This window comes from Streptomyces sp. L7, assembly GCF_050990935.1.
Classification (GTDB): Bacteria; Actinomycetota; Actinomycetes; order Actinomycetales; family Microbacteriaceae; genus Leifsonia.
Map to the genome: position 1 here is coordinate 2,030,238 of NZ_CP194644.1, position 25,356 is coordinate 2,055,593.

The 25,356-nt window shown below is 72.4% G+C and carries 21 protein-coding genes and 3 pseudogenes; 8 read left to right on the forward strand and 16 right to left on the reverse strand.

From position 1 onward, the window contains the following. Window positions 1-147: 147 nt before the first annotated feature. From ACR5MH_RS10160 to ACR5MH_RS10180, 5 genes and pseudogenes are all read right to left on the reverse strand, one after another. Entirely contained in the window at window positions 148-1,332 is a 1,185-nt protein-coding gene (locus ACR5MH_RS10160) for an ROK family protein (RefSeq protein ID WP_431347104.1), read from the reverse strand. A 51-nt stretch (window positions 1,333-1,383) separates the two neighbouring features. Continuing rightward, complete coding sequence (locus ACR5MH_RS10165; RefSeq protein WP_431347105.1) at window positions 1,384-2,481, reverse strand: Gfo/Idh/MocA family protein; 1,098 nt, start codon at window positions 2,479-2,481, stop codon at window positions 1,384-1,386. Next, complete coding sequence (locus tag ACR5MH_RS10170; RefSeq protein WP_431347106.1) at window positions 2,466-3,158, reverse strand: ThuA domain-containing protein; 693 nt, start codon at window positions 3,156-3,158, stop codon at window positions 2,466-2,468. The genes ACR5MH_RS10165 and ACR5MH_RS10170 overlap by 16 nt, the downstream gene beginning before the upstream one ends. A gap of 107 nt (window positions 3,159-3,265) precedes the next feature. Then, window positions 3,266-4,455, reverse strand: a pseudogene (locus ACR5MH_RS10175) (Gfo/Idh/MocA family protein). A 116-nt stretch (window positions 4,456-4,571) separates the two neighbouring features. Next, window positions 4,572-5,594, reverse strand: coding sequence for a LacI family DNA-binding transcriptional regulator (locus ACR5MH_RS10180; protein WP_431347108.1), 1,023 nt, complete (start codon window positions 5,592-5,594; stop codon window positions 4,572-4,574). Between the two features lie 79 nt (window positions 5,595-5,673). On the opposite strand from ACR5MH_RS10180, the gene ACR5MH_RS10185 reads away from it, so the two are divergent. The 3 genes from ACR5MH_RS10185 to xylB all read left to right on the forward strand — a co-directional run bounded on the left by ACR5MH_RS10185 (window position 5,674) and on the right by xylB (window position 9,468). Next, the gene (locus ACR5MH_RS10185) at window positions 5,674-6,639 is read left to right on the forward strand and encodes an acetylxylan esterase (RefSeq protein WP_431347109.1); all 966 of its coding nucleotides are present in this window, start codon (window positions 5,674-5,676) and stop codon (window positions 6,637-6,639) included. A 95-nt stretch (window positions 6,640-6,734) separates the two neighbouring features. Then, window positions 6,735-7,928 carry a xylose isomerase gene (xylA, locus tag ACR5MH_RS10190; RefSeq protein ID WP_431347110.1) on the forward strand — a complete coding sequence of 398 codons (1,194 nt, stop codon included), beginning with the start codon at window positions 6,735-6,737 and terminating at the stop codon, window positions 7,926-7,928. A 106-nt stretch (window positions 7,929-8,034) separates the two neighbouring features. Further along, on the forward strand, window positions 8,035-9,468 hold the full coding sequence (gene xylB / locus ACR5MH_RS10195) for a xylulokinase (protein ID WP_431347111.1): 1,434 nt from the start codon (window positions 8,035-8,037) through the stop codon (window positions 9,466-9,468). 258 nt (window positions 9,469-9,726) lie between these two features. On the opposite strand, the pseudogene ACR5MH_RS10200 reads toward xylB, so the two are convergent. Beyond that, window positions 9,727-10,706 (reverse strand): annotated as a pseudogene (locus tag ACR5MH_RS10200) (glycerate kinase); the annotation flags it as partial. Between the two features lie 128 nt (window positions 10,707-10,834). Here ACR5MH_RS10200 and ACR5MH_RS10205 point away from each other — a divergent pair. Next, window positions 10,835-12,115 (forward strand): MFS transporter, encoded by a 1,281-nt coding sequence (locus tag ACR5MH_RS10205; protein ID WP_431347112.1) that lies wholly within the window; start codon window positions 10,835-10,837, stop codon window positions 12,113-12,115. 90 nt (window positions 12,116-12,205) lie between these two features. Here the strand turns inward: ACR5MH_RS10205 and ACR5MH_RS10210 are convergent, their stop codons facing one another. The 4 genes from ACR5MH_RS10210 to ACR5MH_RS10225 all read right to left on the reverse strand — a co-directional run bounded on the left by ACR5MH_RS10210 (window position 12,206) and on the right by ACR5MH_RS10225 (window position 16,849). Further along, on the reverse strand, window positions 12,206-13,534 hold the full coding sequence (locus ACR5MH_RS10210; RefSeq protein WP_433862562.1) for an MFS transporter: 1,329 nt from the start codon (window positions 13,532-13,534) through the stop codon (window positions 12,206-12,208). A 132-nt stretch (window positions 13,535-13,666) separates the two neighbouring features. Then, window positions 13,667-14,686 (reverse strand): LacI family DNA-binding transcriptional regulator, encoded by a 1,020-nt coding sequence (locus ACR5MH_RS10215; protein WP_431347113.1) that lies wholly within the window; start codon window positions 14,684-14,686, stop codon window positions 13,667-13,669. A 121-nt stretch (window positions 14,687-14,807) separates the two neighbouring features. Continuing rightward, on the reverse strand, window positions 14,808-16,172 hold the full coding sequence (locus tag ACR5MH_RS10220) for an APC family permease (protein WP_433862563.1): 1,365 nt from the start codon (window positions 16,170-16,172) through the stop codon (window positions 14,808-14,810). 68 nt (window positions 16,173-16,240) lie between these two features. Further along, window positions 16,241-16,849, reverse strand: coding sequence for a glyoxalase (locus ACR5MH_RS10225; protein WP_431347115.1), 609 nt, complete (start codon window positions 16,847-16,849; stop codon window positions 16,241-16,243). Window positions 16,850-17,003: 154 nt separating this feature from the next. Here ACR5MH_RS10225 and trxA point away from each other — a divergent pair, with 154 nt between their 5' ends. Continuing rightward, a complete protein-coding gene (gene trxA, locus ACR5MH_RS10230; protein WP_431347116.1) occupies window positions 17,004-17,387 on the forward strand; it encodes a thioredoxin in 384 nt (127 codons plus the stop codon). 36 nt (window positions 17,388-17,423) lie between these two features. Here trxA and ACR5MH_RS10235 read toward each other — a convergent pair whose 3' ends face one another. Continuing rightward, window positions 17,424-18,392 (reverse strand): aldo/keto reductase, encoded by a 969-nt coding sequence (locus ACR5MH_RS10235; protein ID WP_431347117.1) that lies wholly within the window; start codon window positions 18,390-18,392, stop codon window positions 17,424-17,426. Between the two features lie 104 nt (window positions 18,393-18,496). Here ACR5MH_RS10235 and ACR5MH_RS10240 point away from each other — a divergent pair, with 104 nt between their 5' ends. Further along, window positions 18,497-18,658 (forward strand): hypothetical protein, encoded by a 162-nt coding sequence (locus ACR5MH_RS10240; protein WP_431347118.1) that lies wholly within the window; start codon window positions 18,497-18,499, stop codon window positions 18,656-18,658. A gap of 165 nt (window positions 18,659-18,823) precedes the next feature. Next, complete coding sequence (locus ACR5MH_RS10245) at window positions 18,824-19,030, forward strand: hypothetical protein (RefSeq protein ID WP_179607925.1); 207 nt, start codon at window positions 18,824-18,826, stop codon at window positions 19,028-19,030. A 39-nt stretch (window positions 19,031-19,069) separates the two neighbouring features. Here ACR5MH_RS10245 and ACR5MH_RS10250 read toward each other — a convergent pair whose 3' ends face one another. The 4 genes and pseudogenes from ACR5MH_RS10250 to ACR5MH_RS10265 all read right to left on the reverse strand — a co-directional run bounded on the left by ACR5MH_RS10250 (window position 19,070) and on the right by ACR5MH_RS10265 (window position 23,245). Continuing rightward, on the reverse strand, window positions 19,070-19,339 hold the full coding sequence (locus ACR5MH_RS10250; protein WP_185278434.1) for a hypothetical protein: 270 nt from the start codon (window positions 19,337-19,339) through the stop codon (window positions 19,070-19,072). A gap of 75 nt (window positions 19,340-19,414) precedes the next feature. Beyond that, window positions 19,415-20,527, reverse strand: a complete 1,113-nt coding sequence (locus ACR5MH_RS10255) for a carboxylate-amine ligase (protein WP_431347119.1) — start codon at window positions 20,525-20,527, stop codon at window positions 19,415-19,417. Window positions 20,528-20,694: 167 nt separating this feature from the next. Next, window positions 20,695-21,839 (reverse strand): annotated as a pseudogene (locus tag ACR5MH_RS10260) (cystathionine gamma-synthase). A 41-nt stretch (window positions 21,840-21,880) separates the two neighbouring features. Then, entirely contained in the window at window positions 21,881-23,245 is a 1,365-nt protein-coding gene (locus ACR5MH_RS10265) for a cystathionine beta-synthase (RefSeq protein WP_433862564.1), read from the reverse strand. A gap of 86 nt (window positions 23,246-23,331) precedes the next feature. Here ACR5MH_RS10265 and ACR5MH_RS10270 point away from each other — a divergent pair, with 86 nt between their 5' ends. After that, window positions 23,332-24,003 (forward strand): metal-dependent transcriptional regulator, encoded by a 672-nt coding sequence (locus tag ACR5MH_RS10270; protein ID WP_431347121.1) that lies wholly within the window; start codon window positions 23,332-23,334, stop codon window positions 24,001-24,003. A 3-nt stretch (window positions 24,004-24,006) separates the two neighbouring features. Here the strand turns inward: ACR5MH_RS10270 and ACR5MH_RS10275 are convergent, their stop codons facing one another. Next, window positions 24,007-25,269 carry an Nramp family divalent metal transporter gene (locus tag ACR5MH_RS10275; protein WP_433862565.1) on the reverse strand — a complete coding sequence of 421 codons (1,263 nt, stop codon included), beginning with the start codon at window positions 25,267-25,269 and terminating at the stop codon, window positions 24,007-24,009. Window positions 25,270-25,356: the final 87 nt, after the last annotated feature.

The following is a 25,356-nucleotide window of genomic DNA, read 5'->3' on the forward strand; positions in this document are numbered from 1 at the left end:
ATTGTCCCGATTTCGCGGGACAACAGCCGACGACTCCGCCGCCGCAGCAGCCGCCGCCCACCCAGCCCAGCGCGCCATCAGCCGAGTACGCGAATTCTCTGCGTACTCGGCGGTTTTGGCCTGATTTCGCGCGTACTCGGCGGGTGCCTACGAGGCGGAGGGGGACGCGAGGAGCGGGGCGAAGGCGAGCTCGGCGGCGCCGATCATGAGGATGTCGCTGCCGAGGGCGGCGCGTGTGATCGTGAGGGTCTCGGCGGAGGCGGAGAGCGCCTGCGACGCGACGAGTGCCGGCAGTCGCTCGGGCGCCAGCTCGTGCAGCGCGCCGAGGAACCCGCCGAGGACGATCCGCTCGGGGTCGAAGACGTTGGTCGCGTTGCGCAACGCGGTCGCCAGGAAACCGAGCTGGCGGTCCACCTCGGCGAGCACCGCCGCGTCGCCGGACGCGACGGCCGCACCGAGCGCCCGCGAGAGCTCGTCCGGATCGGCGGAGGCCAGTCCGAGCACCTGCAGCAGCGCGCGCTGGCTGACCTCGGTCTCCAAGCAGCCGATCGCACCGCAGTGGCAGCGCACGCCGGCCGAGTTGACGAGGGTATGACCCAGCTCGCCGGCGTAACCGCTGATGCCGGTCAGCGGCCTCCCGCCCACGATCACGCCCGCGCCGATGCCGGACGCGCCGCCGTTGACGTAGACGAGGTCGGCCGCTCCCTGCCCCGCGCCGAACAGCCGTTCGGCGTTCGCGCCCAGGCTGGCGTCGTTCGCCGCTGCGACGGGATAGCCGGTCGCTTCCGCGAGCTCCGCCGCGAAGGGCTCCTCCGCCCACTCCAGGTGCGGGGCGAGCCGGACGACGCCGTCTTCCTCGCGCACGAGTCCGGGCACCGCGACGCCGACCCCGACGACCCGGGAGGCCGCCGCCAGCTCGGGCCGCAGCCCGTCGATCACGGCGGCGGCGATGGCGGCGGCCTCCGCGGCGGTCGGCACGTGCCCGGTGGGATAGCGCACCCGGCGGTGCACGTGCGCGTCGAGCCCGACCACCCCGACGGTGACGGCGTCCACTTCCGGGTTCACGGCGAGCGCGACGACGCGGCCGTCGGCGGCGACGACCGGGGACGGCCTCCCGACCCTGTTGCTGTTCTCCGGCTCGCGCTCGCGCACGAGCCCGAACTCGCCCAGCTCGGCGACGAGCGCGCCGATGGTCGACCGGTTGAGCCCGGTCGCCTGGGTGAGCGCCGAGCGCGCCAGCGGGCCCTCGCGGTGCACCATCCCGAGCACGGCGGAGAGGTTGTGCCGCCGCACCGTGTCGAGGTTCGTCCCCGCCGTCGTCCTGCCGTTCATGGTCCCGGTCACTGTATTACAGGTCGCGGGGCGCGGCGGACGCGCGGCGCCTCAGCACGTCTCGGGCCGCGCCCCCACGGGCACCGCCTCGGGCCGCTCGACCGTGGAGGTCAGCGTCACCACCTCGTGCCGCGCGCCCGCCTCCAGCACCGCCTCCATGATCTCCAGCACGTGGAAGGCCAGCTCGCCCGACGCGCGGTGGGGTCGACCGGTCTCGAGCGCGCGGGCCAGGTCTGCCAGGCCGAAGCCGCGGCCGGCGTCGGCGTAGCCGCCCGCCGTCTCCACCTCGCGGAACTCGCGGTCGTCCGCCGTCGCGACGAGCACCGCGTCCGAGAAGTGGTTGGGGTCGGGCACGGCGAGTGTTCCTGCGGTCCCGTACACCTCGAACAGCGGCACGCGGGAGGCCCACACCTCGAACGAGACGGTCACCGTCGAGACGACTCCGGAGGCGTGCTCCAGGATGGCGGTGACGTGCGTGTCCACGTCCACCGGCAGCTCGGCGCCGGCGTGCGGCCCGGTGGCGATGGTGCGCGAGCGCTCCGAGCGTCGCGTCGCGCCGGAGACGCGGACGACCGGCCCGAAGAACGTCACGAGCGAGGTCAGATAGTAGGGGCCCATGTCGAACAGCGGGCCGCCTCCCGGCTGGTAGTAGAACGCCGGCGCCGGATGCCACAGCTCGTGGCCGGGCGCCGTCCATGCCACCGCTGCGCCGAGCGGCATCCCGATCCGGCCGTCGTCGAGCACGGCGCGAGCGGTCTGGATGCCCGTCCCGAGCACCGTGTCGGGAGCGCAGCCGACCCGCAGCCCGAGCTCGTCGGCGCGTGCCAGGACCGGCGCCGCCTCCGCGGTCGTCAGCGCCAGCGGCTTCTCGCCGTAGACGTGCTTGCCCGCCGCGAGCGCACGCAGCGCGACGTCCGCGTGGGCGAGCGGGATGGTCAGGTTGAGCACGACATCCACCTCGGGATGCGCCAGCAGCTCGTCCACGGTCATCGCCTCGACGCCCTGCTCGGCGGCGACGGTCCTGGCCCGGTCGAGGTCGAGGTCGGCGACCGCGCGCAGACGCAGGTTCGGCAGTTTCGGGAACTCCGCGAAGTACTGCGCCGAGATGACGCCGACTCCGATCACTCCGACGTTCAGCGTGCTGCCCACAGCAGCCCCCTCTCGATGATGGTGCGCACGGGCCGGCTCTCCACGATCTCCAGCCGGTGGCCCGGAGCGGAGACGAAGATGCGGCCCTTGCCCCACTGCCGCGTCCAGATGGCCGGGGCGGTGACCGGGCGGTTCCAGGCATCCCACGGGCGAACGCTCTGCGTCGTCGTGGCCAGGACGTCGTTGTACTCGTCGCTCAGCACCCAGTACTGCTCGGTCACCAGGTCGAAGTCCTCGATTCCCGCGGTGATCGGGTGCGCCTTGCCGTAGTCGGTGATGTGCACCGTGTACGGGATGTAGTTGTCGGACTGCTCGCCGGTGCGCTCGGCCGGATTCTTGCCCGCGTGGTGCGCGAACTGGCCGCCGATCATGTGGAGATAATCCGCGTTGTTCCGGTAGGAGTCGGCGATGCCGCCGTGCCAGCCGGCCATCCCGGTGCCGTTCAGGACCGCGCGCTGCAGACCGGCGAACTCGGCCGGCTCGATGGTGCTCATCGTGTTGATCTGCAGGACGAGGTCGACCGTGTCCATGAACGGCTCGTCGGTGTAGACGGCGGGCCCCTCCTCCACCCGCACGGCGAAGCCGTTCTCCTCCAGGAACGGGATGAAGAGGTTCGTGGTCTCGACGGGCATGTGCCCGTCCCAGCCGCCGCGGACGACGAGGGCTTGTCTGGTCATGTTTCCTTCCGATCGAAACCGCCGAGTACGCGGATTGTTCGCGTACTCGACGGTTCCGGGCTGATTTCGGGCGTACTCGACGGTTGGGGGCAGGGTGAGTAGGGGCGTCAGGCGGCGGTGGGGGTCCAGGCGCTGCCGGTCGCGGCGGAGGTCTCCACTGCGGCCAGCACGCGCTGGACGTGCAGGCCGTCGGCGAACGACGGCTCGGGGTCGGCGCCGCCGGTCACCGCATCGACGAAGTCCTTGATCTGGTGGCTGAAGGCGTGCTCGTAGCCGATCGCGTGGCCGGTGGGCCACCAGTTCGCCATGTAGGGATGCTCGGGCTCGGTCACGATGATCCGCGTGAAGCCCTGCTCCCCGCCGGCGCGGTGGCGTCGTAGAACTGCAGCTCGTTCATGGCCTCCAGGTCGAAGGCGATCGCGCCGCGGGAGCCACTGAGCTCGATCCGCAGCGAGTTCTTGCGGCCGGTCGCATAGCGGGTCGCCTCGAACGCGCCGATCGCGCCCGCCGCCGCTCCACCGTCGAGCCGCGCGGTGAACCAGGCGGCGTCGTCCACGGTCACCCGTCCGCGCTCGGCGGAGGCCGTGCCGGAGAGCCCCACGGTCTCGCCGAGCAGCGGCCGCTCCTCCACGAACGTGGCGAGGGTGCCGGAGACCGAGTCGAGCCGGGAGCCGGTCAGGTGCTCGACCAGGTCGATCGCGTGCGCGCCGATGTCCCCCAGGGAGCCGGAGCCTGCGGCCTCCTTGTCGAGCCGCCACGTCATCGGCCCGTTCTCGTCGGTCAGCCAGTCCTGCAGGTAGAGCGCGCGCACCTGGCGGATCGCGCCGAGCCGGCCCTCCTGCACGAGGCGCCTGGCGTAGCCGATCGCCGGGACCCGACGATAGCTGAAGCCCACCATCGAGCGGACGCCGCGGGAGGCCGCGCGTTCGGCGGCGGCGACCATCGCCTCCGCCTCGGCCACGGTGTTGGCGAGCGGCTTCTCGCAGAGCACGTGCTTGCCGGCGTCCAGCGCGGCGATCGCGATCTCGGCGTGGGAGGCGCCGGGCGAGCAGATGTCGATCACGTCGATGGCCGGGTCCTCGACGACGCGACGCCAGTCGGTCTCGGCGCGCTGCCAGCCGAACTTGCGGCGGGCGCCCTCCACGCGGTCGGGGTCGCGTCCCACGATCGCGGCCATGACCGGCTCGGCGGCCAGGTCGAAGAACCGCGGAGCCACCCGCCAGCCCTGCGAGTGGGCAGCGCCCATGAAGCCGTAGCCGACCATCGCCACCCGCAGCTCCCGTGCCGGTGAAGTCATCCGTCCCGCTCCTTCGCGTCGTGCGTGCTGTTTCGGTGTCCGTGCGTGACGCTAACCGGCCGCGAGGCACCACGCAAGTTTCGGCCGTTGCTTGGAAAACTTTCTACTACCGTCGCTCAGCGAGCGGCCGGCGCCGCCGTCGAATCGCGCACGACCAGGGAGGTCGCCAGCTCCAGCCGGGTGTTCTCCACCTCGCCGGCGCGCAGGCGCAGTGCGGTGCGCGTCGCGACCTCGGCCATCTCCTGCAACGGCTGACGCACGGTCGTCAGGGCCGGCCGCGCCCAGGACGCCGGCGCCACGTCGTCGAAACCGACGACGGACACGTCGCCCGGCACGTCCAGCCCGAGCGCGAACGCCGCATCCATCACGCCGAGCGCCTGCAGGTCGTTGCCGCAGACGATCGCGGTCGGGCGGTCAGCACGGTCGAGCAGGCGGCGACCTTCCCGCACTCCGTCCGCGCGACCGAACTCGCCGACGCCGGCGAGCGCCGGGTCGGCCCGGAGCCCGGCCTCGGCGAGCGCGGACTGGTATCCGCCGACCCGTGCGCGGGAGCACATCAGGTCGGGCGGCCCGGAGACGACCGCGATCCGCTCGTGGCCGAGGTCGATCAGGTGCCGCGTCGCCGTGACCCCGCCCGCCCAGTTGGTCGCGCCGATCGCCGGGACGTCCGGCGGCGGGTCGCCCGCCGGGTCCACGACGACGAACGGGATGTTGCGCGTGCGCAGCCGCTGCCGGTGCTCGGCCGTCAGATTCGAGAACTGCAGGATCACCGCGACCGGCTTCCTGCTGAGCACGCCGGAGATCCAGTCCCGGCCGGGCTCGAGATGGTCGCCGAGCGCGGAGAGGGCGAGCACGAAGCCGGCCTCCCGCGTGATCCGCTCGACACCCCGGATGATCTCGACCGACCACTCGCTGACCAGATCCGTGACCACCAGCTCGACCAGCCCTCCGCGCTCCGGGAGGACGCCGCGGCGCGCATAGCCGGAGTCGTTCAGCAGCTCCTCGACGCGCGCGCGGGTCGGCGCCGAGACACCCGGGCGCCCGTTCAGGACCTTCGACACGGTGGAGAGCGACACCGCCGCCTGCCGCGCGATCGCCTCCAGCGTCGGACGGCTCGGCGCAACGGTCGGTTCAGGCATGCAGACACTGTGCCACAATGTCGGCCAGGCTTTCGCGTTGTCCCGCGAAACTTCCACACTCGCCCTCCCGAGGAGACCAATGCCGCTCACCGACCTCACCCTCCCCGAACTGATCGACTTCCGCCCGGAGGTCGAGGAGCCCACCGACTTCGACGCGTTCTGGGAAGCGACGATCGCGGAGTCTCGCGCGGCCGGGGGCGAGCCGGTGCTGGCGCCGGCGAACACCCCGGTCACGCAACTGATCGTGGAGGACCTGACCTTCCCCGGCTTCGGCGGCGAACCGGTGCGCGCCTGGGTGTCGCGCCCGCTGCACGCCGACGGCCCACTGCCGGCGGTCGTGCAGTACCAGGGTTACGGCGGCGGCCGCGGCCTCGCCGGCGAGAACGTCGACTGGGCGCTCGCCGGCTACGTGCACGTCTTCATGGACACCCGCGGCCAGGGCAGCGGGTGGGGCACGGGAGGCGCGACCGCCGACCCGCACGGTTCCGGGCCCGCCACCCCGGGCTTCATGACCCGCGGCATCCACGACCCGCGCGAGCACTACTACCGCCGGGTGTTCGCCGACGCGGTGCGAGCGGTCGACGCCGCCCGCGCCCTCCCGTTCGTCGACCCGGCGCGGATCGCCGTGACCGGCGGCAGCCAGGGCGGCGGGATCGCCCTGGCCGCAGGCGCGCTGGCGGATGTCCAGGCGGTGCTGCCGGATGTCGCGTTCCTCTGCGCGTACCGCCGTGGCGCGGAGGTCGCGGCCGGCGGCCCGTTCCAGGAGCTGACGACCTACCTGGCGGTGCACCGCGACCAGGTGGACGCGGCCTTCCACACGCTGTCGTACCTCGACGGCGTGAACTTCGCCCGCCGCATCCAGGCGCCTGCGCTGTTCTCGGTCGCGCTGATGGACACGGTGGTGCCGCCGTCCACGACGTTCGCGGCGTACAACCACCTGGCGGCGGAGGACCGCACGATCGAGGTGTACCCGTTCAACGACCACGAGGGCGGCCAGGCGGCGCACTGGCAGAAGCAGGCGGCGTGGCTGGCGTCGCGGATGTGAGCCCTCGGCAGCCGGCGCGGAGTGGCGCTCGGGCGTCGGTCCTGGTATAAGTTTATCGAAACAACAAATCACCGACGACGCTGAAGGAACCTTCCATGAGCCTCACCCCCACCCGCGCCGACAAGTTCTCGTTCGGTCTGTGGACCATCGGCTACAACGGCACCGACCCGTTCGGCGGCCCGACCCGCCCCCAGCTCGACGTGGTGGAGGCGGTGACCAAGCTCAGCGAGCTCGGCGCCTACGGCCTCACCTTCCACGACGACGACCTCTTCGCCTTCGGCTCGACCGACGCCGAGCGCCAGAAGCAGATCGACCGCCTCAAGCAGGTGCTCGCAGACACCGGTGTCATCGTGCCGATGGTCACCACCAACCTGTTCAGCGCGCCGGTCTTCAAGGACGGCGGCTTCACCTCCAACGACCGCGCCGTCCGCCGCTTCGCGCTGCGCAAGGTGCTCCGCAACCTCGACCTGGCCGCCGAGCTCGGCGCCAAGACGTTCGTCATGTGGGGCGGCCGCGAGGGCGCCGAGTACGACTCGGCCAAGAATATCCAGGCGGCGCTCGAGCGCTACCGGGAGGCCGTCAACCTGCTGGGCGACTACGTCACCGACAAGGGCTACGACATCCGCTTCGCGATCGAGCCGAAGCCGAACGAGCCGCGCGGCGACATCCTGCTGCCGACCGTGGGCCACGCCCTCGCTTTCATCAACTCGCTGGAGCGCCCCGAGCTCGTCGGCCTCAACCCCGAGGTCGGCCACGAGCAGATGGCGGGCCTGAACTTCGCCGCCGGCATCGCCCAGGCGCTGTACCACGGCAAGCTCTACCACATCGACCTCAACGGCCAGCGCGGCATCAAGTACGACCAGGACCTCGTGTTCGGCCACGGCGACCTCCAGAACGCCTTCGCGCTCGTCGACCTGCTCGAGCACGGCGGCCCCAACGGCGGCCAGGCCTACGACGGCCCGCGCCACTTCGACTACAAGCCGTCGCGCACCGAGGACATCACGGGCGTGTGGGACTCGGCCGCCGCGAACATGCGCACCTACCTGCTGCTGAAGGAGCGGGCGCAGGCGTTCCGCGCCGACCCCGAGGTGCAGGCGGCACTGGAGGCCTCGCGCGTGAACGAGCTGTCGCAGTCGACCCTGGGCGCCGGCGAGAGCTACGACGACCTGCTCGCCGACCGAAGCGCGTACGAGGACTTCGACGCGAGCGCCTACTTCGGCGCCAAGGGCTTCGGCTTCGTGCGCCTGCAGCAGCTCGCCCTCGAGCACCTGCTCGGGGCCCGCGGCTGACCGGACCCATCCTTCGCCGAGGGGCACGTGAACGCCGTCATCCAGCAGTTTTGAGGGCGTACACGTGCCCCTCGATCGATTAATCCCGGAGAAGTGAGGAACGCAGGTGACGTTGGTTGCGGGAGTCGACTCGTCGACGCAGAGCTGCAAGGTGGTCGTGCGCGACCTGGAGACCGGGGCGCTCGTGCGCTCCGGCCGGGCCGTGCACCCGGACGGCACGGAGGTCGACCCGGCCGCCTGGTGGAGCGCGCTGCAGGAGGCGTTGGAGGCCGCGGGCGGCCTCGCCGACGTGGCCGCGATCTCCATCGCCGGCCAGCAGCACGGCATGGTGGTGCTCGACGCGGAGGGCCGCGTCATCCGCGACGCGCTGCTCTGGAACGACACCCGCAGCGCCCAGGCGGCGCGCGACCTGATCGACGAGGTCGGCGCTGGGGCGTACGCCGCGCGGGTCGGAGTGGTGCCGGTGGCCTCCTTCACCGCGACCAAGCTGCGCTGGCTGCGCGACGCCGAGCCGGCGAACGCGGCACGCGTCGCCGCGGTCGCCCTCCCCCACGACTGGCTGACCTGGCGACTGCTGGGTTACGGCCCCGCGGACGAGAGCCCCCTCGGCCCGGAGCTGGAGGCCCTGACGACGGACCGGTCGGATGCGAGCGGGACGGCATACTGGAGCGCGGCATCCGGGGCATACGACGTCGAGCTGTTCGAGCGGGCGCTGGGACGTGCGGGGCGGGAGGCCGGTACGACCTCCACCTCGGCCGACGCCGTCATCCTCCCCCGCGTGCTGGGCCCGGCGGACGTCGCCGGCCGCACCCCGGACGGCGTCCTCGTCGGCCCGGGCGCGGGCGACAACGCGAGCGCGGCTCTCGGCCTGGGCGCAGCGGACGGCGACGTGGTCGTGTCCATCGGCACCAGCGGCACCGTGTTCGCCGTGACCGACGCCCCCATCGCGGACGCGACCGGGACCGTCGCCGGCTTCGCCGACGCGAGCGGCCTCAGCCTCCCCCTCATCGCGACGCTCAATGCGGCCCGCGTGCTGAGCTCCGTCGCCGGCCTGCTCTCGGTGGACTTCGACGCCCTCGCCGAGCTCGCCCTGTCCGTGGAGCCCGGTGCGGAGGGCGTCGTGCTGGTGCCGTACTTCGAGGGCGAACGGACGCCGAACCTCCCGGACGCCACAGCCAGCCTCCACGGGCTCACCATCGCGAGCACGCGCCCGGCGACCTTCGCGCGCGCGGCCATCGAGGGGATGCTGTGCGGTCTCGCCGACGGGCTCGACGCCGTGCGCGCGGTCGGCGTGCGGGAGAAGCGCATCGTGCTGATCGGCGGGGCGGCGCAGAACCGGGCTGTCGCGGCGATCGCGGCACAGGTGTTCGACGCGCCGGTCGTCGTGCCGGCGCCGGGCGAGTACGTCGCCGATGGCGGAGCCGTGCAGGCGGCGTGGGCGCTGACCGGTGAGCGGCCGTCGTGGACCGTGGCGGCGGCGGCGCCGCTGGCGGTGGACACGCGCACGGTGATCCGGGAGCAGCGCCGGCAGTACCTGTAGGCGGTCGCCCCCGGAGGACCTCCCGTCGGCGACCGGCCGAAAAGCGGTCAGCGGAGGAGATCGGCGCGCGGAACGGGCCGGTTTCCTCCGTTGACTGTTGTCAGCGCCGGCCAGCGGGGAATCTCCTCCGTTGCCAGCAGCGGCGAAGCCGCGCGCGAGCGCGGCGCCGGCCGCCGACGCCCAGCGCAGCGGGTCCGCGATGGCGGCGGCCGAGCCTCCGGCGAGCTCGGACAGCGACGCCACGCCGGCGAACCCGCGTGGCTCGGCCGCGATCGAGCCGGCGGCCAGGAGCGCGGGGATCCGGGCTGCCCGGGCCAGGCCCGCGACATACTCCGCGACCTTGCCCGCCGCCGACTGGTCGTCATAGCGTCCCTCCCCCGTCACCACCGCATCCGCCGAGGCCACGACCGTGGGCAGGCTCAGCGCCTCGCCGACGGCGGCCGAGCCCGGCGCCATCGCGGCTCCCCAGGCGAGCAGCCCGAAGCCGGTCCCGCCCGCAGCGCCCGCACCGGGTGCGAAGGGATCCACGGCGACCCCGGACTCATGGAGCACGTCCGCGAATCGGGCGAGCCCGGCCTCCAGCACGGGCACGTCCGTCGGACCGGCGCCCTTCTGCGGCCCGAACACCGAGGCCGCCCCCCGAGGTCCGAGCAGCGGGCTGGTCACGTCGCTCAGAACGCGCGCACCTCCTGCGGGACGCGCCCTCAGCGACCCCAGTTCGGCCCGGTCGAGGGCGGCGAGGCCGCGGTTCCCCGGCGCGATGGCGGTTCCGGCCGCAGTCAGCAACCGCGCCCCGAGCGCCGTCAGCATCCCGGCTCCCCGTCCGTGGAGGCGCTCCCGCCGATCGCGAGCAGCAGCCCCGTCGCCCCCGCGTCGAGCGCCGCCGCGATGGCCTGGCCGAATCCGGTCGTCTGCGCGTCGAAGGGCGCGAGCGCCGGCATCAGCCCGATCCCGCTGGTCTCGGCCAGTTCGACGACGGCGGTTCCGTCGGGCAGCAGGAGCCAGCTCGCGTCCCGCGCAGCGCCGTCCGGTCCGGTCACGCGCACGGACCGCCGGGTGGACCCGGGCACGGCGACCTCGAACGCGTCGAGAGTGCCCTCGCCTCCGTCGGCCATCGGCGCGAGGACGATGTCGTCGTCCGGGCGGACCGACGACCATCCCGCCGCGAGCGCGGACGTCACCTCGGTCGCGGTCGCGGTGCCCTTGAAGGAGTCGGGGGCGAAGACGACGGTGCTCATCCCCACAGGCTGGCACAGATCACCGGGCGCCACGGCTCGCGAACGACGGACTCGCCCGTCCCGGCTCTGGCACCGCGCCCCCGACCGGACGAAGATGTCCGCATGAACGCACCAGTACCTCCACGGCTATGATCCCCACCGCCCGCCGGGTCCAGGCCGTCTACCTCACACTCCTCCTCGGTAACACCCTCGCCGCGTCGTTCATCTGGGGCATCAACACGCTCTTCCTCCTCGACGCCGGGCTGACCAACTTCGAGGCCTTCGCCGCGAACGCGTTCTTCACGGCCGGGATGGTCATCTTCGAGATCCCCACCGGGGTCGTCGCCGACACGATCGGGCGCCGCGCGTCCTACCTGCTCGGCACGATCACCCTGTCCCTCTCGACTGTGCTCTACTGGCTGCTCTGGCTGTGGCACGCGCCGTTCTTCTGGTGGGCGGTGGCCTCCATGCTGCTCGGGCTCGGTTTCACCTTCTTCTCCGGCGCGACGGACGCGTGGCTGGTCGACGCGCTCGCGGCGACGGAGTACACGGGGAGCCTGGAGTCCGTCTTCGGTCGCGCGCTCGTGGTCACCGGGGTGGCGATGTTCGCCGGGTCCGTGCTGGGCGGGGTGATCGCGCAGGCGACGAACCTCGGGGTGCCGTTCCTGCTGCGCGCCGGGGTGCTCATACTGATGTTCGTGTTCGCGTTCGTCACGATGCGCGACATCGGTTTCACCCCGGACAAGTCGATGGGACCGTGGCGGGCGACCAGGAACGTCCTCGCCCAGTCGATCGAGCACGGGATGCGGAAGCGCTCTGTGCGATACGTCATCCTGTCGGCGCCGTTCGCGTCCGGGGTCGGGATCTACGCCTTCTACGCCCTCCAGCCGTACCTGCTCGAACTGTACGGCGACCCGAAGGCGTACTCGGTCGCCGGGCTCGCGGCGGCCATCCTGTCGCTCGCGCAGGTGGCGGGCGGCATCCTGGCGCCGCGGCTCCGGCGCCTGTTCGCCAAGCGGACGACGACGATCATCGGAGCGTCGCTCACCAGCATCGTCATCCTGGTGGCGATGGGACTGACGGCGTTCTTCTGGTTCGCGGTGGTCCTGCTGGTGATCTGGGGGTTCGTCTTCGCGGTGGCGGGGCCGGTGCGGCAGGCGTACGTGAACGACATGATCCCGTCGAAGCAGCGCGCGACCGTGCTGTCGTTCGACTCGCTGTTCGGAAGCCTCGGCGGTGTGGTGATCCAGCCGGCGCTCGGACGTGCGGCCGACCTGTGGGGGTACGGGACGTCGCTCGTCATCGGCGGGGCGATCGAGCTGATCGGGATCCCGTTCCTGCTGGCGAGCCGGCGGCAGGGCGATCCGTCGGACTCGGCGGGGGTGCGTGGCGAGGCCGGGGAGGCCGAGGCGGCGCCCTCCGCTCCCTGACCGACCGCCTCTGTCGTCACAGGGGTCGCAACACGCCGGTATGCCCGCCGATTGACGGCATGTTGCGACCCCTGTTCGATCCCTGACGGGTCAGCGGCGGACGATCCGGCCGCCGCACATCCACGCGGCCAGGCACAGCACCCCGTTCACGGCGAACACGCCCGCGAACGCCGTCGGCGACGCAGCTCCGCCGAGCGCCGAGAAGGCGATCGCCGTCGTCGCCAGGGCGATGGCCGAGCCGGTGGAATCCGCGATCGATAGGGCCGAGCTGTTGAAGCCCTGGTCGGCGGGAGTCGAGTACTCCAGGGTGAGGACGCCGAGGCGCGGGTAGAGGATCCCCATCCCGGCGCCCGCGAACGCCCAGCCGACCACGACGAGCACCGGGGAGGCGCCGGTCAGCGCGGTCACCAGCAGCGACGCGATCGCGATGGTCAGTCCGAGCGCGCCGAGCCGGGCCGCGAGACGGTGGCCGATGGCCGGGAACCGGCCCTGCGCCCAGGAGGCCGCAGCCCAGCTCAGGCCCGCGGCGGTCAGCGCGAGGCCCGCGACGGCCGGCGACGCACCGTACTGCGTGACCATCAGCAGCGGGACGTAGACCTCCGCCGAGAAGAACGTCCCCGCGACGATCGCCCGCAGCAGGACGACGCTCGGGAGGCCTCGGCGCGCCAGCAGCGTGCCCGCCGGGATCAGCGGCCGGAGCGCGGCGATCGCGCCGGTGGCGGCGAACACCGGGACCAGCCACTGAACGGGTCCGCGCGCCTCGGCGGCGAGCGTGAGAGCGAGGACGGCGACGGCCACGAGCGTGGCCAGTCCGGCGCGAGCCAGCTCGCGCCGACCTCCCGCCGGCCGCTGATCGGGCGCGTGCAGGCCGCGCATCGCGGGCACGACCATCAGCATCGCGAGGACGACCAGGGCCACGACGCCGAGGAAGACCCACCGCCACCCGACCGTCTCGGCGACAGCGCCCGCGATCACGGGCCCGATCAGCGAGGGGATCACCCACGCGGCCGCGAAGCCGGCGAAGATGCGGGCGTGCAGCCGCGGCGGGTAGACGCGTGCGACGATCACATAGAGCGCGACGGTGAGCGCACCGCCGCCGAGCCCGTGGACGAGGCGGCCGGTGACGAAGAGCGCCATCGTCGGGGCGAGCCCGGCCAGGATGAGGCCGACCGCGAACAGCCCGACCGACGTGAACAGGACGGTGCGCGGGTTGCCGCGGTCGCACCAGCTGCCGGCGACGACCATGCCGACGACTCCTACGGCCAGCGGCCCGGCGAACGCGAAGGCGTACAGTCCGGCGCCGTCGAGCTGGTGGCTGACGGTGGGCATGATCGTCGTCACCGCCAGCGCCTCGAAGGCCGCCAGGGTGACGAGCAGGCACATGCCGATGCTCACCCAGCGGTAGCGCGGCGCGAGCACCCCTCCGGCTTGGCGAGGCGCCCGGGCGCGACCGTGGGGCCCCCGTCCGTGCTCATCCTCCGAGCCTACGACCACCCGGGGACAGCGGCCGAGCAACTGCCGAGTACGCAGATTGTCTGCGTACTCGGCGGTTCAGCCCGGAGCGGGGGCGGTGGAGGCGCGCACGATCAACACGGGGAGGAGGCTCGCCGGCACCGGCTCCTCGCCGCCCTCGATCTCGGCGACCAGGCGTTCGACGCTGCGGCGGCCGAGCTCGGTGAAGTCCTGCAGCACCGTGGTCAGCGGCGGCCAGAAGTGGGCGGCCTCCGGGATGTCGTCGAAGCCGACGACGCTCAGGTCCTCCGGGATGCGGCGACCGGCCTCCCGGGCGGCGTGGTAGACCCCGAGCGCCATCTGGTCGTTCGACGCGAAGACCGCGGTCGTCGCCGGGTCGCGGACGACCGACTGCGCGGAGCGGTACCCGGACTCGGCCGACCAATCGCCCTCCAGCAGCGCGGGCACCGGGAGGCCGGCGGCCTCCATTTCGGACGCGTACCCTGCCGTGCGCGCCTGCGCCTCGAACCAGGCCAGCGGGCCGGTGAGGTGGACGATCCGACGGTGCCCGAGGCCGATCAGGTGCGCGGTCGCAGCGCGGGCGCCGGCCTCTTGATCGACCGTGAGCTCGCGCGCGACGTACTCCGAGCCGCCCTGCAGGGTCACGTAGGGGACGGCGAGGCGAGCGCTCGAGATGTGCTCGAGCACCAGGTCCTGCGGTGCGATCACGATGATGCCCTCCACCGCCTGGGCGAGTAGGTGGTCGAGCGCCGCGGCGATCCCGGCGTCGGTCAGCTCGGGGATCTGGGCGACGGCGAGGTAGTAGCCGGCCTCGCGTGCGGCGCCTTGCACCGCGTTGATGCTGGACACCGGTCCGTAGAGCGCCGCGGCGGTCGTGGAGAGCACGCCGAGGGTGCGGGACCGGGCGGTGACGAGGGCCCGCGCGGCACGGTTCGGCCGGTACTGGAGCTGCTCCATCGCGGCGAGGACCCGCTGCCGCGTGGACTCCCGGATGCTGGGGTGGTCGTTGATGACCCGCGAGACCGTCTGGTGCGAGACACCCGCGAGCTGTGCGACGTCTCGGATGCTCGCAGCGCGTTGCGCGGGGTCGTGGGTCACGCGCCTATTATCCGGGACGCGATGGGCTGTCGGGGACGGGATGGGCTGTCCGGGACGGGATGGGCTGTCCGGGACGGGATGGGCTGTCCGGGACGGGATGGGTCGGGTGCGCGGGTCGGGCTCAGTCGGCCGAGGCCCGAGTGGGCGACTTCCGCCGCGACCTCCACCGGCCCAGCACTCCCACCAGGGTCGCGATGAGTGCGATCCCGGCCGGGAACACCAGGTGCCAGCCTGCCAGCACCAGGAGACCCGCCGCGAACACGACCGACAGCACCGCCATCCACCACCCCGGAGAGCGGGTCGGCAGCAGGACGATCGCGCTGGCGACGCCGAGGCCGTAGACGGCAGCAGCGATGCTGGTGTGCACCAGGATGTACGGCTGGAGGTCGCCGCCGGCCAGCACCACCACCGAGTAGAGCGCCATGACCACCGCCGACAGCAGCAGCCCACGGCGCGCCACCGCGCCGTTCTCGGCGCCGCGGCCGAACCAGGCGGGGAGGTCGCCGTCGCGGCCCATCGCGGCGCCCAGCTTGCTGAACGCGGCGAGGTAGGCGTTGAAGACGCCCGTGACGACGATGGCGGCGATGACCGCCACGACGATCCCGCCGCCGGAGCCCGTCGCGACCGAGACGAGGTCGAGCAGCGGCACCGCCGACGTGGAGGCGCGGCCGCCCAGTACCGCGACGGTCACGGTCTGGATCGCGAGGTAGGCGACCGACACGATCACCAGGGCCAGGGCGGTCGCGCGCGGGATGTCGCGCCGCGGGTTGCGGAACTCGCCGCCGATCCCGGCCACGGCCTCCCACCCGGCGAACGCCCAGATGTAGAGGCTCATCGCGAGCCCGACGCCCGACCAGCCGTGCGGAAGCGGGGACTGGAGGTTCTCGGCGCGCGCGTGCGGCGCGGCGGCGGCGAGGACGAAGACGAGCACGGCAATGAGCGCCCCGGAGAGCACGAGCTGCACGGACGCGGCGAAGCGGACGCCGAACGCCGTCACCGCGACGGGCACGACCATCAGGGCGATCGCGATCACGATCGTCTGCGCGGCGTCGCCGCCGATCACCGCCACGACGTAGCGCGCGGTCATCAGCGCGGCGATGGGAGCGCCGATCGGGGTGCCGAAGAAGAACCAGTAGCTGACGATCCGCGCGGAGGTCGGGCCGAACGCGCGGCGTGCGAACGTCGCGACGCCTCCGGCGTCGGGGTGGCGGCGGGCCAGCGCGGCGAACGTCGCGGCCAACGGGATGGAGATGAGCGCGAGGGCGGCGACCGCGAGGATGGCGCCCGGCCCGGCCGCGGCGGCGGCGAGCGCGGGGAGGACGAGGATTCCGGTGCCGAGGACCGCCGCGACGTAGAGCGCGGTTCCGCCGGCGACGCCGAGATGTCCGCGGTGCTCGACGGCCTGCGCCGGGGGACGCGAGTGGTCGAGGGCGCGCTTTCCGTCACTGGTCCATCCTGGCGTGGACGACCGACATCCGCCGTCCATCGGCGGCCAGCGATCGGCTATCCGCCGCCAATCCCCGCCCGGAGCCGATCCTGATCCGCCCGCACCAATCAGCGGGCTGCAGCCTCCCAGGCGAAGCCGTCCGGATCGGTCGCCGCGCTGTCGCCGCCGATGACGATGCGGTGCGAGCCGGAGCCGTCGTCCGGGACGCCGGCGTCCTTGGCGAGCGCGCGCCGCTTGTAGAGGCCGAGCTGCACCGGGCTGTCCGTCAGGTCGAACTGCACGTACGAGCCGAAACTCTTGCCGACCGGGAGCCCGCGCCCCGCGTAGAACTGCTTGCTCGCGCTCACGTCGTCGACGCCGAGCAGCAGCACGACCGACTCGGCCGTCCGTGTGGCCGGGCCGGTGTCCTTCTTGGCGGAGGTCGCGATCTTCCAGAGGGCGCCGTCGGGCGCCTGCACGGTGCCGCCGACGCCCCAGAGCGACCTGGCGACGGGTTTGATCGTCCTCGCGCCCGCGGCGAGCGCGGACTCCACGAAGGCGTGGACGTCGGCCGGCTGGGCGACCGTGATGGAAACCGTGTAGCCGCGGAAGCCGGTGGACGGTGTGTCGGACGCGCGCACGCGCACCCGGTCGCCGAGCCCGAAGGCGGCGTCGTAGAACTGCTGGGCGGCGGAGACGTCCGCCACCTCGAGGGTGATGTGGTCGATGGAGGTCATGGGAATGACGGTAGGCGCGGGCACAGGCGGGCGGCTTCTCCATTCCTGCTCGATGGGCGCGCGGGAATTCCGCCCGAAGGCGTACCGTTCGATTCAGTGCGGCCTTCCACACCGGAACCGCTCAACGACTTCCCTCGACCCGCAGGAGGACCTCATGGCAACCGTCGAGCTCACCGCTCAGAACATCGAGTCCCAGATCACCGGGAACGACATCGTCTTCGTCGACTTCTGGGCGGAATGGTGCGGCCCCTGCCGCATGTTCGGCCCGGTCTTCGAGAAGGCGTCCCAGGAGCACACCGATGTCGTCTTCGGCAAGGTGGACACCGAGGCCGAGCAGTCGCTCGCCGCCTCCGCCGGCATCACCTCCATCCCGACGCTGATGGCGTTCCGCGACGGCATCCTGGTGTTCTCGCAGCCCGGCGCGCTCCCCGCCCCGGCCTTCCAGGACCTCATCGGCCAGGTGAAGGCCCTCGACATGGACGCCGTGCGCGCGTCGATCGCCGAGGCCAAGGCCGGCGAGGCCGCACCGGGGGCGTAGGCCCCGCCCGTCCTGTCAGGTGGATGCGGGCTCCGCTCAGTACCCTGTCGGCATCGTGACCAGGTACGGCTCTTCGAGCTGCCGCACCTCGTCGTCCGTCAGCTCCAGGTGCACGGCCGCGACAGCGTCCGGGAGGTGGTGCGGCTTGGTCGCCCCCACGATCGGCGCGTCCACGACCGGGTTGCGCAGCACCCAGGCCAGCGCGACCTGGGCCATCGGGACGCCGCGCGCCTCCGCCACGCGCTGCACGGCCTCCGCGATCGGCCGGTCGTGCGCCTCGCTGAAGCGCGCCTGGAGCGGATCCGTCTCGGCGCGGAGCGTCTGCTCGCCCCACGGACGCGTCAGCCGGCCCTTCGCGAGCGGGCTCCACGGCAGGCTGCCGACGCCCTGATCGGCCAGGAGCGGGAACATCTCGCGCTCCTCCTCACGCATCATCAGGCTGTACTGGTCCTGCATGGTGACGAACCGCGTCCAGCCTCCGAGGTCGGCCGCGTGCTGGAGCTTGGCGAACTGCCACGCCCACATCGAGGAGGCGCCGATGTAGCGCGCCTTGCCGGCCTTGACCACGTCGTGCAGCGCCTCCATCGTCTCCTCGACCGGCGTCAGCGGGTCGAAGCGGTGGATCTGGTAGAGATCCACGAAGTCGGTGTTCAGCCGGGTCAGCGACGCGTCGATCTGTTCGAGGATCGCCCGGCGCGAGAGCCCGGCGCCGCCGGGGCCGTCGTGCATCGTGAAGTTCACCTTGGTCGCCAGCACGATGTCCTCACGCGTGGTGTATTCGCGGATGGCGCGCCCGACGATCTCCTCAGAGCTGCCGAAGCCGTAGACATTGGCGGTGTCCCAGAAGGTGATGCCGGCCTCCACGGCCTGGCGGAAGATCGGTGCGGCGCCCTCGTCGTCCAGCGCCCATTCGTTGAAGCCGCGCGTCCGGTCGCCGAAGCTCATGCAGCCCAGCGCGATGCGACTGATCGGGAGGCCCGTCGACCCCAGTCGGGTGTATTCCATCGTTCGTTCTCCTCGTGCCTCGGACGTCGTGCCTCCGACGTTACGCGCCGCACAGGCACGAGAGGGAGGTACTGCGAGTACCGCGATCGGCCTACCATCGCGGCATGACCGATGCGAAAGAGAACTGGCCGGAGACGCCCTCCGGCGAGCCCATCGACACCGACGCCCTCGCGGAGGGCGAAGGCGGCGGCCCGTACGACGCCGACGGCGTGTTCGAGCCCGAGGACGACGCGGCCGCGGACGACGAGGACGACCCCGGGGTCTGAACCCGTCCGAAAGCTGTGCGCTTCCGTTCACCTGAATGCTCTTGTCCCCCGGGCTTGTACCCCACTAGGGTCTAGTCCAAGGAGCCAGTCCGAGTCCGGCGGAAGCGATGTCAGGCGCGCCTCCGGCGGTCCTGGACCGGCTGCACAACTGGGGAGGGGTGCAGCGTGACGACCTACGAGACACCGATCGGGAACGCGCCGAAACCGGGCCAGGACATCCATCTGGTGAGATGGATCCGGTCCGCGGACGGCTGGAGCAGCGAGACCGTGCTCTGCACCTACCTGGCGGGGACGCCCTCGCACTGGGTGGTCGAACGGCACGGCGAGCGCGTGAGCCTCGACCGGGCGGAGTGGGCGCAGTTCGCCTTCTGACCGTCGACGGCAGGCAGTGGCTTGCGGTGCGGGAGCGGCTCAGAGCCCCGCCCGCGCCGCGAGCAGTTCCACAGCCACGCGCCAGTCCCGCGCGGGGATGCCGTCGCCGGTCTCCTCCTCGCCGGGCGGTCGTGCCACGAACGACGGCCACGGGTCGCCGGGGATGTGCGACTCCTCGACCAGGCCGAGGTAGTCGCCGCCGAAGTACACCTCCCACGCCGCCGTCGCCGTGGGGCTGTACATGAGCGTGAGCGGGAGCGTGCCGTAGGTGTACACGGCGTGCTGGTGGGCCAGTTCCTTCCCCGTCATGTCCGCCTCCACGTCCTGGCCCTCCATCTCTATGTCCGAAGCGTAAGCGCGTCGAGCCTCCGGCGGAAGGGATTGCTACGCCACGAAGCGGCCGTCGCCCTCGTCGCCCGCCTCGTGGGTCACCGCGACCGCCTCGGCGACGACGTCGCGCATCCGTCCGCGCCGGGAGAGGGCGGTCCGCTGCCGGCCGGCGCCGCCGCCGCTGCGCAGGATCCGGTCGACGCCGCTGCGCACCAGTTCGAGGTCGCCGTAGCTCTCCAGCGCCCGCGCCGTGTGGACGAGCAGGGCGTCGAGGGCGTCGATCGCCGTCCCTTCGCGGCCGGTCACGGGATGCGGGAGTTTGCCGCCCACCCCGGTCAGCGCCGCCTGCCACTCGGCCAGCCGGAGGGCGGCGGAGGGCGTCGCCAGCGGCGGGACGCCCGAACGCCACTCGCCGACCGCGGTGTCGACGAGGGCGCGCACCAGCGCGGCCAGCACGACCGTGTCGCGGGCGTCGAGGCAGACGTCGGCGACCCGCACCTCCACGGTGGGCTGCTTGTGGGACACCCGCGCGTCCAGGTAGAGCATGGCCTTGTCGAGGATGACCCCGGTCTCCACCAGCAGGCGCTCGAACCGGTCGTAGGCCTCCACCGATCCGAACACGTCGGTCGGCCCGGCGCTCTGCCACTGGTGCCAGGCGACGAACCGGTAACTGGCGTGCCCGGTGTCGACGCCGCCCACGAAAGGCGAGTTGGCGGTGAGCGCGAGCAGTGCCGGCAGCCACGTGCGGATGCGGTCGAGGACGGCGACGCCCTCCTCGCGGGAGTGGATCGCGACGTGCACGTGGCAGCCGCAGACCAGCGTGCCCTTCGCGGTGAGCCCGTATCGCTCCATCATCTTGTCGTAGCGCGGGCCCGGGGTGGCGTGCGGGCGCAGCGGCAGGGGCGACATCGCGACCGCCACGGCCCGGGCGCCGTGCCGGCGGGCGAGCGTGTCGGCGAGGGTGCGGCCCTCGACGATGTCCGCGTACAACTCGTCGGTGGTCAGCCGCGGCAGCGTCTGCGTCTCGATCATCTCCTGCTGGATCTCGGCGCCGAGCCTCTGCTCGGTCCCGGCGGGGGCGTCCGCCAGGGCGTACGGGGCGACCGGAGTCGCGATCCCGCGTTCATCGACCAGGAGGAGTTCTTCCTCCACCCCGAAAGTCCTCACGACAACCACTATCGGTGAGGGGTCCTCCGGGAGCAATACCCCGGATCCCGTGAATCCGCCCGATACCCCGGCGCACGCTCGCGAAGGAGATCCGACTTCGACACGCCACGACAGTCCTTCCAGACGCCGCGCGGAAGGAGATCCGCGACCGTGTCTCCTTCCTCGCGCTAGCGGCCGAGCGCCTGCTCGACGTCGGCCAGCAGGTCAGCGACGTCCTCGATGCCCACCGAGAGGCGGATGACGTTGTCCGGCACCTCCAGCTCGGTGCCGCGCACCGACGCGTGCGTCATCTCCGACGGGTAGCCGATCAGCGACTCCACGCCGCCGAGCGACTCCGCGAGCTGGAACACCTCGGTCGACTCCGCGAAGCTCCTGGCGGCCGCGGCTCCCCGCTGAGCGCGACCGACAGCATGCCGCCGAAGCCGCTCATCTGCCGGGCGGCGAGTTCGTGGCCGGGGTGATCCGGCAGCCCCGGGTAGTACACCGCGTCGATCCCGGGACGGCCGACCAGCGCCTCCGCGATGGCCTGCGCGTTCTCGCTGTGCCGCTTCATCCGGACGTCGAGCGTCTTGATGCCGCGGACGGTGAGCCAGGCGTCCATCGGCGACGACACGGCGCCGGCCGCGAACTGGATGAACTGAGCCTTCTCGGCGAGCTCGGCGTCGGCGAACACCAGGGCGCCGCCGATCACGTCGGAGTGGCCGCCGAGGTACTTGGTGGTGGAGTGCACCACCACGTCCGCGCCGAACGACAGCGGCTGCTGGAGGGCGGGCGACGCGAACGTGTTGTCCACGACGACGAGCGCGCCGGCCGCATGGCCCAGCTCGACGAGGGCGCCGAGGTCGCTCACCTTCATGAGCGGGTTGCTCGGGGTCTCGATCCACAGCACGCGGGTGCGGTCGGTCCCGAGGGCGGCGCGGACCGCGTCCAGGTCGCCGAGGTCGACGGTGGTGTTGCGCACGTCCCAGGCGCCGTGGATGCGGTTGATGAGCCGGTGGGTGCCGCCGTAGACGTCGTTGCCGAGCACCACGTGGTCGCCCGGCCGCAGCACCGCGCGCAGCAGCGCGTCCTCGGCCGCGAGGCCCGAGGCGAACGACAGCGCGCGCACGCCGCCCTCCAGGGACGCCAGCAGCGACTCGAGCGAGGTGCGCGTCGGGTTGCCCGCACGCCCATACTCGTAGCCGCCGCGGAGGCCGCCGACGCCGTCCTGCACGAACGTCGAGGTCTGGTAGATCGGCGGGATGATGGCGCCCGTGGTCGGGTCGAACTCCTGGCCGACGTGGATGGCGCGCGTGGCGAAACCGTGGGTCATCGGGATCCTTACTCCAATGCGGGGGATGGAAGGTCGAGCGGTTATTCGCTCAGGTAGGTGAGGAGGTCCTGCCGGGTCAGCACGGCGACGGGCTTGCCGTCCTCCGTCACCAGCAGCGCGTTCGCGACGGCGAGCGCCGCCCGCGCCGCGGTGACCGGCTCGTTGACGCCGATCAGCGGCAGCGGCTCGCCCAGGTGCGCTCCGACCGGGTCGCTCATCTTGGCGCGCCCGCCGAACACGTCGTCGACCAGCGAGCGCTCGTCGAGCGCCCCGGCGACCTCGCCCATCACGACCGGCGGTTCCGCCGTCAGTACGGGGAGCTGCGAGACGCCGTACGTGTTCATGATCTCGATGGCGTCGTGGACGGTGTCGGACGGGTGCGCGTGCACGAGGTCCGGCAGGTCGCCTCGCTTCGTGCGGATGACGTCGTGCACGGTCGCCTCGTCGGGCACCTCGCTGAAGCCGTAGGAGCGCATCCACTTGTCGTTGAAGATCTTCGCCAGGTAGCCGCGACCGCCGTCCGGGAGGATGACCACCACGATGTCGTCGGCGCTGAGGTCCTTCGCGGCACGCAGCGCCGCCACGACGGCCATGCCGCTGGAGCCGCCGACCAGGATGCCCTCCTCGCGGGCGAGCCGCCTGGTCATGTGGAACGAGTCGGCGTCGCTGACCGGGATGACCTCGTCGACCACGCTCGGGTCGTACGCGCCGGGCCAGAAGTCCTCGCCGACGCCCTCCACGAGGTACGGGCGGCCGCTGCCGCCGGAGTAGACCGAGCCTTCCGGGTCGGCGCCGACGATGCGGACGCGGCCCTCGGAGACCTCCTTGAGGTAGCGGCCGGTGCCCGTGATCGTGCCGCCGGTGCCGACGCCCGCCACCAGGTGGGTGATCCGGCCGTCGGTGTCGCGCCAGATCTCCGGACCGGTGGTCTCGTAGTGGCTGCGCGGGCCGTTCGGGTTGAAGTACTGGTTGGGCTTGAACGCCCCGGGGATCTCCGCAGCCAGCCGGTCGGACACCGAGTAATAGGAGTCCTGGTGCTCCGGGGGCACCGAGGTGGGCGTCACCACGATCTCCGCGCCGTAAGCGGTGAGAACGTTGCGCTTGTCCTCCCCCACCTTGTCGGGCAGCACGAACACGCAGCGGTAGCCGCGCTGCTGGGCGACGAGCGCGAGGCCCACGCCGGTGTTGCCGCTCGTCGGCTCCACGATGGTGCCGCCGGGCTTCAGGAGCCCCTCGGCCTCCGCCGCGTCGAGGATGCGGGAGGCGATGCGGTCCTTGGAGGAGCCTCCGGGGTTCAGGTACTCGAGTTTGACGAGCACCGTCGCCGCGATTCCGTCGGTCAGCTTGTTGAGCTTCACGAGCGGAGTGTCGCCGACCAAGTCGACGATGGTCTCTGCGTACTTCACGCGGTCCACCGTAACAGGGCGCTCGCGCCGCTGCCGCTGTGTGTCCCCGCTCCTTCGCGCTGCGGGCCGCCGCCTAGACTTCCACCATGCCGGTGTCCGATCTCTCGCCCGTCGCACAGGACTACCTGAAGCTGATCTGGTCGGCCACCGAGTGGGCGGCCGATCCGATCACCGTCAAGCAGATCTCGGAGAGGATGGGCGTGCGCGCCGCGACAGTGTCCGACGGCATCCGCCGGCTCGCCGAGCAGGGCCTGGTCGTGCACGAGCCGTACGGCGCGATCGAACTCACCGACGACGGCCGGCGCGGTGCGGTCGCGATGGTGCGCAGGCACCGGCTGATCGAGACGTTCCTGGTCGAGGAGCTCGGCTACGGCTGGGACGAGGTGCACGACGAGGCCGAGGTGCTGGAGCACGCCGTCTCGGACCAGCTCGTCGACCGCATCGACCGCCGGCTCGGCTTCCCGGCGCGCGACCCGCACGGCGACCCCATCCCGACCGCGGACGGCACCCCGCGGCGTCCGGAGGCCGTCCCGCTGCTGACCGCGCCCGCCGGCGTCCCGCTCAGCGTCGTGCGCATCTCGGACGCCGACCCTGCCGTCCTGCGCTACCTCGGCGAGCGCGGTGTCGGACTCGACACCGAACTGACGGTGGACGAGCACCGCGCCTTCGCGGGCGACGTGACCGTGCACGTCGGAGGCGAGGCGGCGATCGTGCTCGGGGCGACGGCAGCGGCGGCCGTGTGGGTGGCCGGAGCCTGAGCGCTACTGCGGCAGCACCGTGAGCACGACCAGCGCGAGGTTGAGCACGACGACGAGCCCGGCGACGCCCCAGCCCGCGACCCGCACCCAGCCGGCGTCCGCACGCGCCCCCATCACCGCGCGCGATCCGGTCAGCCTCAGCAGCGGGATCATCGCGAACGGGATGCCGAGGCTCAAGAACACTTGCGAGATCACCAGGGCCCAGGTCGGGTCGACGCCGAGCGACAGGATCGCCACGGCCGGGATGAGCGTGACGATCCGCCGGGCGAGCAGCGGGACGCGCAGATGGAGCAGCCCGGCCATGATCGTCGCCCCCGCGTAGCTCCCGACCGAGGCCGACGCCAGCCCGGACGCCAGCAGCCCGACCGCGAAGATCACGCCGATCGCCGGCCCGAGCGCCGCGCTGATCGCGGCGTGCGCGCCCTCGATCGTGTCGGTCCCTGCGACGCCCGGCAGCGCCGCTGCGGCTACCAGCAGCATCGCGATATTGACCGCCCCGGCCAGCACCAGCGCGAGCACGACGTCCAGCCGGGTCGCGCGCAGCAGTGTGCGCGTGCGGCGCTCGTCGCCTCCCGTGCCGTGCCGGTCGCGGGCGAGCGCGGAGTGCAGGTAGATCGCGTGCGGCATGACCGTCGCGCCGAGCATGCTCGCGGCCAGCAGGACCGTCGGGGCGCCGTCGAAGCGCGGCACAAGTCCCCCGGCCGCGGCCTTCCAGTCGACCGGGCTGACCACGAGCCCCGCCAGGAAGCCCACCGCGATCACGCCGAGCAGCACCAGGATGACCGCCTCGAACGGCCGCTGCCCGCGCCGGGTCTGCACGGCGAGCAGCGCGATCGCGGCCACGCCGACGATCACGCCGCCGAGCGGCAGCGGGAGGCCGAACAGCAGTTGCAGCGCGATGGCCCCGCCGATCACCTCGGCGATGTCGGTCGCGGCGGCGACCAGCTCGGCCTGCGCCCAGTACGCCCGCCGGGCGCCGGTGCCGAGCCGCGCGCCGAGGAGCTCCGGGAGGCTCCGGCCGGTCACGATGCCGAGCTTCGCGGACTGGTACTGCACGAAGACCGCGATCGCGTTGGCCGCCACGAGCACCCACACCAGGAGGTAGCCGTAGCGCGCGCCCGCCGTGAGGTTGGCCGCGACGTTGCCCGGGTCGACGTACGCGATCGCGGCGACGAAGGCCGGCCCGAGCAGGAACCACAGGCGCAGACGCGACCGCGCGGGCCGCTCCACGACCTCCAGCGTCACGTTCGCTCCACTTGACTCCATTGTTAGCCCAGCCTAACAACGATCGAAGGGCACGTAAACGCCCCTCAGAGCGCGTTTGAAGGGCCCTGAGGTTCCCCTCGGCGCCAG